This window comes from Bradyrhizobium valentinum (assembly GCF_001440405.1).
Lineage (GTDB): Bacteria > Pseudomonadota > Alphaproteobacteria > Rhizobiales > Xanthobacteraceae > Bradyrhizobium > Bradyrhizobium valentinum.
The window spans coordinates 19,438-31,080 of sequence record NZ_LLXX01000210.1 but is presented as its reverse complement, the minus strand read 5'-3'; the positions used below and the strand labels follow the sequence as shown (position 1 = coordinate 31,080).

General features: G+C 61.3%; 10 protein-coding genes. 6 read left to right on the top strand and 4 right to left on the bottom strand.

All coding sequences use genetic code 11. The features are described from left to right. A partial coding sequence (locus tag CP49_RS36825; RefSeq protein WP_057855010.1) for a helicase-related protein occupies positions 1-2,405 on the bottom strand: 2,405 nt, incomplete at its 3' end. A gap of 642 nt (positions 2,406-3,047) precedes the next feature. Beyond that, positions 3,048-3,938 (bottom strand): DUF3108 domain-containing protein, encoded by an 891-nt coding sequence (locus CP49_RS36815; RefSeq protein ID WP_082646430.1) that lies wholly within the window; start codon positions 3,936-3,938, stop codon positions 3,048-3,050. 420 nt (positions 3,939-4,358) lie between these two features. On the opposite strand from CP49_RS36815, the gene rpmB reads away from it, so the two are divergent. Beyond that, on the top strand, positions 4,359-4,667 hold the full coding sequence (gene rpmB, locus CP49_RS36810) for a 50S ribosomal protein L28 (protein ID WP_057855003.1): 309 nt from the start codon (positions 4,359-4,361) through the stop codon (positions 4,665-4,667). A 67-nt stretch (positions 4,668-4,734) separates the two neighbouring features. On the opposite strand, the gene CP49_RS36805 is transcribed toward rpmB, so the two are convergent. Continuing rightward, entirely contained in the window at positions 4,735-5,607 is an 873-nt protein-coding gene (locus tag CP49_RS36805) for a hypothetical protein (protein ID WP_156438862.1), read from the bottom strand. Positions 5,608-5,684: 77 nt separating this feature from the next. On the opposite strand from CP49_RS36805, the gene CP49_RS48305 reads away from it, so the two are divergent. From CP49_RS48305 to CP49_RS36780, 5 genes are all read left to right on the top strand, one after another. Next, positions 5,685-6,329 carry a DUF3644 domain-containing protein gene (locus tag CP49_RS48305; protein ID WP_057855001.1) on the top strand — a complete coding sequence of 215 codons (645 nt, stop codon included), beginning with the start codon at positions 5,685-5,687 and terminating at the stop codon, positions 6,327-6,329. Beyond that, positions 6,304-6,579: a hypothetical protein gene (locus tag CP49_RS48300; protein ID WP_057855000.1), complete on the top strand. Its 276-nt coding sequence runs from the start codon at positions 6,304-6,306 to the stop codon at positions 6,577-6,579. The genes CP49_RS48305 and CP49_RS48300 overlap by 26 nt, the downstream gene beginning before the upstream one ends. A gap of 53 nt (positions 6,580-6,632) precedes the next feature. After that, on the top strand, positions 6,633-7,379 hold the full coding sequence (locus CP49_RS36790) for a DUF2971 domain-containing protein (protein ID WP_082646429.1): 747 nt from the start codon (positions 6,633-6,635) through the stop codon (positions 7,377-7,379). Between the two features lie 96 nt (positions 7,380-7,475). Further along, entirely contained in the window at positions 7,476-8,750 is a 1,275-nt protein-coding gene (locus CP49_RS36785) for a DUF2235 domain-containing protein (RefSeq protein ID WP_057854998.1), read from the top strand. Between the two features lie 466 nt (positions 8,751-9,216). Continuing rightward, complete coding sequence (locus CP49_RS36780) at positions 9,217-10,341, top strand: DUF2336 domain-containing protein (RefSeq protein WP_057854997.1); 1,125 nt, start codon at positions 9,217-9,219, stop codon at positions 10,339-10,341. A 177-nt stretch (positions 10,342-10,518) separates the two neighbouring features. On the opposite strand, the gene CP49_RS36775 is transcribed toward CP49_RS36780, so the two are convergent. Then, a complete protein-coding gene (locus tag CP49_RS36775; RefSeq protein WP_057854996.1) occupies positions 10,519-11,631 on the bottom strand; it encodes an NADH:flavin oxidoreductase/NADH oxidase in 1,113 nt (370 codons plus the stop codon). Positions 11,632-11,643 lie beyond the last annotated feature (12 nt).

Sequence of the window (11,643 nt, the reverse complement as noted above, 5' to 3'; positions counted from 1 at the left end):
CCCGCCGATCCCGTGAGCGAGGTCATCGCCTGCGTCACCACAAAACCGCGGCCGTCGAATGCGCCGGTCGGCTTTTCGCCGGGCGAACTCTCACGCCAGGCCAGCGCGGGACGAATGAGATCGGCGAGACGCTCCAGAATGTCGACGCGCACCGCGCGCTCGCCGCACTGGCGATAGCCGAGCACACGATAGGCATCGCGCGGCAACGCCTTGTCGACCGGGAACGAGGTACGGCCCGAACTCGCCAGATGCTGCGCGCCCGACAGCGCGGACATGTCGACATTGTCCTGCTTCTCGGCCCACAGCAGCGAGGCCAGCGCCCGCGCCGCGGGTTTCAAGAGACCGGGGAAATAGATGTGATACGCGCCGAAGCGCACGCCGTATTTGCGTAAGCTCGCGCGCGAGGCCTGGTCGAGATCCTTCATCTCGGCGGAAATCTTCGAGCGCTCCAGCACGCCGAGCGCCTCGACGAGCTGGAACGCGATACCGCGCCCGATGCCCGCGATGTCCTCGGCCTTGGAGAGGCCGAACAGCGGGCCGAGCAGCTTTTCGAAATGCGTCTTCAGCCACAGATCGAGCCGCGTCTGCACGGCTTCGCGCGGTGCGCCGGAGAGCCGATCGTCGGCAATGATCCTGATGCGCGGATGCAGTGCGTCGTCGGCCGCGACGAGCTTTGCGACCGCATCGCCGGTCCATCGGATGGTGCCGTCGGATGTCAGCACGAACTGGTCGTCGGGGGCCGCGGCAAGCTTTGTGGCGCGCGCGTCGATCTCGCTGGCGAGCACCTGCTGCGCAGCAGCCTGCAACGCCTTCGCGTCCGAGCCCGCCTCCGCCGCATCTGGCGCAAAGGTAAATCCATCGAGCCGGCCGATCGCGTGGCCCTCAACAATCACTTCGCCGGTCTTGCCAATTTCCGTATTCAAAACTGAGTTCTCCCGCAGGCGGCGCATCAATACACTGGTACGGCGGTCAACGAAACGCTCTGTAAGCCGTTCATGTAGCGCATCGGATAATTTATTTTCGACCTCCCGCGTGATCCCCTGCCAGTGGTCGGGGTCGGACAGCCAGTCCGGGCGGTTGGCGACGAAGGTCCAGGTGCGGATTTGCGCGATCCGGCCCGACAGCGTGTCGATATCGCCGGTCACGCGGTCGGCCTGGTCGACCTGGGCGGCAAACCATGCGTCAGGTATGCGGCCCCTTTTCATCAGGAAACCATAGAGCGTAGTCACAAGTTCGGCATGGGCGGCCGGCGCGATCTTGCGGTAATCCGGGATCTGGCAGGCGTCCCACAGCCGTTCCACGGCAGCCGCGCCGTGGGCCATGTCCCTCACCTCGCCGTCGCGTGCGGCGTGATCGAGCACGCGCAGATCTTCGGCAATCGGCGCGCGGGTCAAGGCGTCGTGTCCCGGCGGCAGCGCCAGCGACACCTGCAGGGCGCCGAGCGAGGAGAAATCCAGCTTCGAATTCCGCCATTGCAGCATTTTGACGCTGTCAAACGTGTGGTTCTGCAGCGCGTTCACCAGTTCCGGCTCGAACGGCGCGCAGCGCCCGGTGGTGCCGAAGGTGCCATTGCGCGTGGCGCGCCCGGCGCGGCCCGCGATCTGCGCGAACTCCGCCGGATTGAGCCGGCGGAACTGATAGCCGTCATACTTGCGGTCGGAAGCAAAGGCGACGTGATCGACGTCGAGATTGAGCCCCATGCCCACCGCATCGGTCGCGACGAGATAATCGACGTCGCCGTTCTGGAACATCGCGACCTGCGCATTGCGGGTGCGCGGTGAGAGCGAGCCGAGCACGACCGCCGCGCCGCCATGCTGCCGGCGGATCAGTTCGGCGATGGCGTAGACTTCATCGGCCGAGAACGCGACGATCGCGGTGCGGCGCGGCTGGCGCGTGATCTTGCGGTCGCCGGCGAATTCGAGTTGCGAGAGTCTTGGCCGCGTGATGATGGACGCACCGGGCAAGAGACGCTCGACGATCGGACGCATCGTCGCAGCACCGAGCAGCAGCGTCTCGTCACGGCCGCGGCGATGCAGGATGCGGTCGGTGAAGACATGCCCGCGCTCGAGATCAGCGGCGATCTGGACTTCATCGACGGCGAGAAACGAGACGTCGATATCCCGCGGCATCGCCTCGACGGTGGAGACCCAGTAGCGCGGATTCTTCGGCTTGATCTTCTCTTCACCGGTGACGAGCGCAACCGCTTCAGTCCCCGCCCGATCCGCGATCTTGTTGTAGACCTCCCGCGCGAGCAGCCGCAGCGGCAGGCCGATCACGCCGGACGAATGCGCCAGCATCCGCTCGATCGCCAGATGCGTCTTGCCGGTGTTGGTCGGCCCGAGCACGGCGGTGACGCCCGCGCCGGGCGCGCGATCGTTCGCGAACTTGGAAGGAGAGAAAGCCATTATGTGCAGGTGTTTCTTTATTGAATGCCGTCGCTCAAATCGCAGGTGCCAGACCTCATCCTGAGGAGCGCGTCTTCGCGCGTCTCGAAGGATGAATGGCACCTGCCGGGCCACATGGTTCGAGACGGCGCTTTCGCGCCTCCTCACCATGAGGGGATGTTCTTGCGAGGAGCGAAGCCTTTCTGCTCGCTCGGCGTCAATTCCGCCGATTCTGTTTCACTTTGCGACGGCGATGCGGTCGCGGCTTAAGCTCTGGAACGAGTCTGGAACGAATCGCGTCCGAATCGCTGACTCCTCCCGAAACCCGATACGTTCACCGCAACATCTCGCGCTGACACGCCCGGGGCGGCACTAGATCAAGTTTGCACAGGCTCCACAAGCGACGGTTTTCGGGTGCAATCTTAAAAATCGAGGACGCGTGGAGTCGAATCAGAACCGGGCAAGAGTCAACATGATTCATGGCTTTCGTGTTTGCTTGGCTTGCACCGACGTCGCCACAAGCGAAGCTGCGCTCCCTCCCCCCTTGCGGGGGAGGGCGGGGGAGAGGGGTTTCACGGGCAGAGCTCGTTGTGTGGCTACCCCTCTCCCCGACCCTCCCCCGCAAGGGGGGAGGGAGCGATAGAGCTTACCGTCCCTCACGCCTCAATTCGTCTTCGCCACCCTTGGCGGCATCGCTGATGTCACGAACGACGTCGCTTCCAGCATTGCCAGCCCGAACGGGGTCGGGATGGTCATGCGGAAGGGAACCAGGACGCGTGTTCCCGCGATCGGCACGAACGCGATCTCGATCCGGCGCTCGGTGGCGAGATATTTGATCACGGGGCGATCGGGGATGTAGCCCGCGACCGGCGTGAAATAGATCGCGCAGACGATCGCCGGGCCATGGTAGCCCTTCTCGGCCTTGACCGTTTCCATGCGCTTGTAGTCGAGCTTGAGATCGTAGCGCAGGCGGCCGTCGAAAATGCCCGCGCCGGTGCGGCAGGCGTCCGGCGTCAGTACCTCGCCATTGCCCGGCACGCGCAGCATCGAGCCGGTCATGGGATCGAGTACGTTTTTGCGGTGCGCGTCGGTGACGACGATTCTATCCGGATCGACCGGCGGCGCCGGATCGATCGAAAAATCCTTCACGTTGCCGCCTGCCAGCACCAGGCGGATGGTTTCGGATTTCTTCTGCGTGGTGGTGGTCGCGGTATAGGCATTGGCGACCAGCGCGCCGCTCACGACGCGGCCCTGGCTGGCGCCGGAACCGGTGCCGCCGGAAAACGCCTTCAGGAGGCCAGCGGTGCCGCCCTGGGCGGAGGCCGAAAACGTGTCGTCGCCGATTTCGATGGTCCAGGCCCCCTTGCCGACCGGAATGCCCGCCAGCGTCGCCTCATATTGCGCGTCGAGCCGACCCTGCGCGGATGCGGCAGGCGGCGCCAGCGCGACAAATGCTGTGGCGCACAGGCCGAAACCGAGTCTGATAGGAAGCGAAACGGCGCGTTTTGCAGTCACGAATGGATAGTCCCGGGATCGGCGCGATTGGGTGTTCATTTAGGCAGAAATATCCGGCAAACAACGCGCAGCTTCGCGAAAACCACGCTGAAATCAGACCTCTCATCGCCTTCAGCCGCTTTGCGGAAGGCCAAGGCCCTAGTAAAGCGAAAGCCATGGTGTCGGCGGGGATTGCGCCCTTTATATGATGGCTTAAGTGGCTGGAACCCCTTAGAAACCGGCCAAATCTGCGCATAGCGCTTTCAAGCGAAGTGGACTTCCGGTTCGCGTGAAGAAAACGCGTCAAAACAAGGGATTTGGAGCCGCGGAACGGGGCTCCAACCATCCCAAGAACCTTGACCGCCCGGCCGTCTGCCCCTATACGTCCGCGGTTCCTGGAAATGGACGCGATTTTGGACCCCCGCGGGCGCCTGCGAGAAGCGGCTCGGCTATGGCGGGGATGGAAGAGGATTTTTCGAAATGTCCCGGCGCTGCGAACTGACGGCCAAGGGCCCCCAGGTGGGCCACAAGGTGAGCCACTCGAACATCAAGACCAAGCGGCGCTTCCTGCCGAACCTGGTCAACGTCACCTTCATCTCGGACGCCCTCGCCCGCAACGTGCGCCTGCGCGTCTCGACCAACGCGCTCAAGAGCGTCGACCACAATGGCGGCTTGGACGCGTATTTGATCAAGGCCAAGGCCGACGTGCTCTCGCCCCGCGCGCTCGACCTGAAGCGCGCGATCGAGAAGAAGGTCGGCAAGCCGGTGTTCGTGAAGAAGGCGAGCTGAGTTTTAGCTACATCGGCGGATCGGAGTTTGAAGCGGCCGGGTCGGATGACCCGGCCGTTTTTGTCTTTCAATAGCCGGCCTCAGACCACAGGTTGGCATTCTGCTCCGCCCTTAGGTCCTCCAAAGGGACCTCAATTCGCTTGAAGTCGATCCGGTACATCGGCAACTGCCAATGATTGTACAGGGTACCAACTTGTGACTCTTGGGCATCCTTGCTTATTAGCTGTGCCTTCTCCAGCGCTAATAGTGTTGCGTGCGTTAGCCGCCGAGCATCACTCCAATTTTCTGTGGTAGCGAAATCCACCTGACTCCAGACCGACGACACCACATCTAACCCGGCTCTGGTGAAGAGGCCCATGTTCCGCAATGCGTGGCACACCTGCCAGGAGGACGGCTCGCGCCACCGAACCATTGGCTCGTATTCTTGCGGCTCGTTCCAGAACGGCTCACCCTCTTCATAGGTAACGATGTCTGCGTAGAGCAAGCTTTCACGTGAATAGGTCGTCCAGTTTGGCGTGATGTATTCGCCAACCGCACCTTCAACGTAATGAGACTTTCGATTGCTATCGACATATTCCTGGAGCTGCTTTGTATCCTGAGGCTTCCAGTCCTGCGCATCTATATAAATCAGCCGAGCAAGATGATCGTAAAACCAACCCATCATCGGACCAATGCGTGCTGGGCGAATATTTGGCGGGCAGCGCACTATGTCCATGAGGATTAATATCTTTGCGACCTCCTCCATCGCATGCCCTTCGAGGATGCTCGCGGCTCGGTAGTGCCCGTCCAACGCTTTGGAGGCTAACAGAAGGTCATTCGCGCTCTTCATCAATAGTGGCAGCCCGTCAGCGACGAGGTCCAATTGTTGGGGCTGCGAGAGGTTCGAAATAATTCGCCCCCGCTTGATTCCTATCTCAGCCGACTTTTTCGCCTCGGCCATGCTGCACCGCCCAAATCTGTTGACTAGTCTGCCTGCCACCATTTCGCGTAAAGGTAGAACGGCTATACTATACCTGAATGGCCAACTTCAAATCTCTTCAGATGCAGCTCCTTGAGGATGTGCTCCGCATGGGCGGCGGCTATGTGTTGAACTTTTCTGATCGAACCTTCGCGGAATTTTTTCGCGAAGAGCTGTCGATCGACATCGATGACCCTAAGTATTCCGTGATGGGTGGATCGAAGGGAAAGCGAATGCGCTATTTTCTTCAGAATTCACCACCCACAGTCGTTGTGAAAGCGCTGAAAGTTCTGTGGCAACATCGCGAAGCCGCAATGGAACGCGCTGGCGAGAACGAAACAATTCCCGACGTCCATCGGAAGATGGCCGCGCTGATGCAGTCTATTGGAGGAAGCTGGGACTATGGCGTCACTTCCGCGACACCTCTTGCGGGTGTTTCGCAGCCGAAGGTGGCGCCAGAAAAGGTAGCGGCCCTCTCCTCGCAATTCATGGCGTTACTGAACGTCGAACCTCACCGTCGGGGGTATGATTTCGAGAAGTTTCTCAAAGAGCTTTTCAATGCCTACGGGATGGAAGCCCGAAATCCCTTTCGCATTCGCGGAGAACAGATCGACGGCAGCTTTCAACTAGAAGGCGCTACCTATTTGCTCGAGGCAAAGTGGCAGAACCCACTGACGAATGCTGCCGCATCTGCGTGCCTTTAACGGCAAGATTGAAGAGAAAGCTGCATGGTCACGCGGTCTCTTCATCAGCTACAGCGGTTTCAGTGAAGATGGGCTGTTCGCCTTCGGGCGAGGAAAGAAGGTCATCTGTATGGACGGGCGCGATATCTACGAAGCATTGTCCCGATCTATTGCTCTAGATCAAGTGATCATCGAAAAGGCTCGACAGGCAGCATCCCACGGTCCAATTTTTAAACGCGTTACCGATATGCTCGACCATCTAAAGTCATGACGAACAAACAGATTACTCGGGACTGAACAACCTTCATTACGCATCAGTATTTCATGATCGATCATCACGCTAGAAGTGGGTATTGCAATATGGCAGAAGTAGAAAAACCGATCGTGCCCACCCGCCTCTATAGATATCGATCTTTGATCCGTGATGAAAATGCCGTCGAACAAGAGATAGATTCAATACTGCAGAAATACCTATTTTGTTCATCGTTCATGCGAATGAACGATCCTATGGAAGGATTTTATCGGCCAAGCAAGGTTCTAAGTGGGAAGTCCGACTACAAAGATATTGTGCGAGAGATAACTGGCATCAAATCAAACGTTGGTATCTCATGTTTCACCGAGACTTTCGAGAACGTGTTGATGTGGACTCACTATGCCGGCAACTACACCGGCATGTGTCTTTCCTACTCTACTAAGGAACTGCTTGCCGGGCTTCCTCACCATGTCCGCCTCGTTCGGCTAGCTTATGTAGATGAGCCGCCGATAATCTTTCCCAGCCAAGTTAACAACGTTAGCAACGCCGCCACTCACATTTTGTCGCAAAAGAAATATAATTGGGCATATGAGCGCGAATGGCGCGTGTTGGGCTCGGTCGGTCGTGTCGAGATAGGACGTGTCCAAGCGGTGAAAACAATATACTTTGGATCACGCGTTAATTTAAGGCATCGTCAAAGAATATTGGCGCGAATCCAAGGCACCGGCATAAAAGCGTACATGATGGACGTTGACGGCTACGATCACTCTTGGGAGCCGATCAACGCAGCTGCACGACCGAAGAAGAAGGGACCGTAGTAATTCCTGCATAGTGGAGCGCACGGGGGCCGACATAATGCCCGCTCCAAAAGAATCGCGCTATACTCGCTCCGGTAGCACCGCGAGAGCATCACCATGCGCAACATCATCATCTGCTGCGACGGCACTGGCAACGAAATTTCCGAGAACATCTCCAATGTGCTCAAGCTCTATCGCTGCCTGCGCAAGACGGAGAAGACGCAGCCGCGGCAACTCGTGTTTTACGATCCGGGGGTTGGCACGCTGGAGCGGCCGGACCCCTGGCACAAGCTGAAGCAGGATTTCAACGCCATTCTCGGCCTCGCCACCGGCTATGGGCTCGATGACAATGTGCTCGCGGCCTATTCCTTCCTGGTGCACCATTATCAGGCGGGCGATGCGATCTACCTGTTCGGCTTTTCCCGCGGCGCCTATACCGTGCGGGCGCTGGCGGGGCTGATCCACAAGGTGGGGCTGATCTCGCCCGAGCAGGTCAATCTCGCCGGCTCGGGGCTGATCGCCTACAAGCAGTTTTCCAGTGATGAAGCGCCAAAGCTGCGCCTCAGCCCGAAGGCGCTCACCGATACCGGCGACGAGGACGGGCCGCTGCCGGAAGGGCCGTTCGACAACGCGGCGCAGTTCGCGCGCATCACCTCGGCGCGCTGGCCGACCATCCGCTTCGTCGGCGTCTGGGATACGGTCGCCAGCGTGATCGTGCCACGGCCCGATCGCTTCTATTGGCCGAGCCTGGAAGAGCTGGCCTACACGATTTCGAACCCGAGCGTGCAGACGTTCCGGCAGGCGATCTCGATCGACGAGCGGCGCTGCATGTTCCGCCTCAAGAAGTGGGACGACCCGCAGACCTACAAGCATAACCGCTTCAACGATGCGCATGCCGAGCCGCAGGATATTCTGCAGGTGTGGTTCTCAGGCGTGCATGCCGATATCGGCGGCGGCTATCCGGAAAAGGAAAGCGGGCTTTCCAAATATCCGCTGCTCTGGATGATCGACGAGGCGACAAAGTGCGGGCTGCAGGTCAACCAGGCCAATGTCAACCAGCTCGCCTGGGGCATCCAGCGCAAGGGCTCACCGTTCTCCTACGTCGCGCCTGACGTGCGCGGCGAGGTGCACACCTCGCTCAGGAGCGCGTGGTGGATTCTCGAATACATCCCGAAGAGCGCGACCTACAAGGAATGGCCGGCGCGCAAGACCTATTTCGGCTACTACATCCCCGACGCCGAGCCGCGGCTGATTCCGGAAGGCGCGGTGATCCACGAGTCCGTGGTGAAGCGGATGGATGCAATGCCGAGCTACCGGCCGGTGAATTTTCCGAACAAGTATGAGACGTGGCCGATGCCGGTCGCGCCGGTGCATGCGGCGGCGGAATCGTAGGGTGGGCAAAGCGTAGCGTGCCCACCATTCAGGACGCGAAACCTCAGCCGTCATCACCCGCCTTGTGCGCAATTGCGCACTGGGGGCGGGTGATCCAGTATCCCAGAGGCCTCGGCGATTGATCGATAGGCCGCGGCGTACTGGATACCCCGCCTTCGCGGGGTATGACGATCGCGCTCATTCGTCGCGCCTTCGTAGGATGGGTAGAGCGTAAGCGAAACCCATCGCCGGAGTGATTAGAGGCGTTGATGGGTATCGCTTCGCTCCACCCATCCTACGGTGATGGGTCCTTGCGCGCGGATAGCGTGGGCGCCGCCGCACCACTCGGCCATTGGCCGACTCCCCGCAATCCTACGGCCGCAATCCTGCCGCCTCGCGACCCAAATGGTTTACGAATCGTTCAACTCTGCTCCCTATTCTCCGTCCATCTGCTGCCAGAACCGGCTTGAAACGCTCAGGACGAGCGATGTTGGAACGATCGATCACCGACGAGGTCGAGGCGGCCATAAAGGCCGGCTCGACGGACAAACATCTGGATGCGCTGCGACAGGTCACGGACCTGTTCTTGCAGTCCACCGAAAGCTATTCCGGCGAGCAGATCGAGCTGTTCGGCGACGTGCTGGAGCGGCTGATCCGGACCATCGAGCTGCGCGCGCTGGCCGATGTCTCCGCACGTATTGCGCTTGCCGAAATGAGCACGCAGCTCGCCTCCATCAAGCAGGCGCCGCCGGCCGTAATCCGCCGCCTCGCGCACAACGACGAGATTTCGATCGCCCGTCCCGTGCTGACCGAATCGGCGCGGCTGACGGCCGAGGATCTGATCGAGCTGGCAGGGACCAAAAGCGAGCAGCATCTGCTCGCGATCTCCGGGCGCTGGTGGCTGACCGAGATCGTCACCGATGCGCTTCTCAAGCGGCATTATCCCTCCGTCAGCCGGCGGCTCGTCAGCAATCCCGGCGCGCGGATGTCGGCCAGCGGCTATGCCATCGTGCTGAAGCAGGCGGAGAGCGATCCTGATTTGGCCGTCGAGACCGGCATTCGTATCGACCTCCCCGCCGAGCAGCGCCAGCAACTGTTGAAGAACGCCACCGAGGTGGTGCGAACGCGGCTGCTCTCGCGGGCGCCGCCGCATCTGTTTGAGGAAATCAGGAACGCGATCGCGATCGCGGCCACCGGCGCCAACCGCGAGATGTCGCGCACGCGCGATTTCAACGCGGCCCGCCGCTTCGTCGCGGCGCTCGCCAAGCACGGCAAGCTCAACGAGCCGGCGCTGCTCGCCTTTGCGAAAGAGCGGAAATACGCCGAGACGATCGCGGCACTCGCCGAACTCTCCGGCTCGCGCATCGAGGTGATCCGCCCGGTGATGCAAAGCCTGCGCGACGACGGCGTGCTGATCCCCTGCCGCGTCGCCGGATTGAACTGGGAAACGGTTGCCGCCGTGCTCGACAGCCGCTTCTCCGCCGGCTCGATGGGCCGCCATGAGCTGGCGAAAGCAAGAGAGCAATACGGCAAGCTGACGGTCGAAAACGCCCGCCGCCTGCTGCGCTTCTGGCAAGTCCGCGCCGCCGACGCGCCGCCGAAGATGGGTTGAGTTGGTTGCGTCATTGCGAGCGAAGCGACTCTTACTTCCTTCTCCCCTTGTGGGAGAAGGTGGATCGCTGACGCGCAGCGGCAGCGAGACGGATGAGGGGTCTTTCTCCGCGGAGAGAACCCCTCATCCGGCGCTTCGCGCCACCTTCTCCCACAAGGGGAGAAGGAAGAAAAAGAACTACCGCGTCCCGAACGTGGTCGCGCCGAACAGCGCCTTCTGGGTCGAGGGCTGCGAGCGCCAGTATTGCGGCGGGGCGAAGACCTCGCCGCCGAGTTCGGCTGCGGCGTGCCAGCCCCAGCGCGGGTCGTAGAGCATGGCGCGCGCGAGCGCGACCATGTCGGCCTTGCCCGAGGCGACGATCTCCTCGGCCTGCCTGGCTTCCGTGATCAGGCCGACGGCAATGGTGGGCAGGCCGGTCGCCTCGCGGATGCCTTGCGCGAACGGCACCTGGTAGCCGGGGCCGAGCGGAATCTTCTGCAAGGGCGACACGCCGCCCGAGGACGCATCGATCCAATCGACGCCATGTTTCTTCAGTTCGCCTGCGAATTCAATGGTCTGCTCAAGATCCCAGCCGCCCTCGACCCAGTCGGTGCAGGAAACGCGCAATCCCACCGGCTTGTCATGCGGGAACGCTGCGCGCACCGCGTCGAACACTTCGAGCGGAAAGCGCATGCGGTTTTGCAACGAGCCGCCATATTGGTCGGTGCGCCGGTTGGCGATCGGCGACAGGAACTGGTGCAGGAGATAGCCGTGCGCCGAGTGCACCTCGATGGCGTCGATGCCGAGCCGCTCGGCGCGCTGCGCTGCGGCCACGAAAGCGTCGCGCACGCGCTTAAGTCCCGCCGCACCGAACGCCAGCGGCGGCGTCTCGCCCTCCTTGTGCGGAATGGCCGACGGGCCCTCCGCCCGCCAGCCGCCCTCAGTCACCGGGATCAACTGCCCGCCCTCCCATGGCGTGTGGCTCGACGCCTTGCGGCCGGCATGGGCAAGCTGCATCATCACGGCGGCCTTCGATCGCTTGCGCACCGAGGCGAGGATCGGCCTAAGTGCGGCTTCGGTGGCGTCGTTGTAGAGGCCGAGGCAGCCCGGCGTGATGCGGCCGGTCGCCTCCACCGCGGTCGCCTCGATGCAGAAGGCGGCCGCCCCCGACAGCGCCAGCGAATTGATGTGGGTGAAGTGCCAGTCGTTGGCCTCGCCATCGACGGCTGAGTACTGGCACATCGGCGCCACCATGATGCGGTTGGCAAGGTTAAGGCCGCGCAGCTTGATCGGGGTAAACAAAGCGCTCATGGGCTAAGGGAT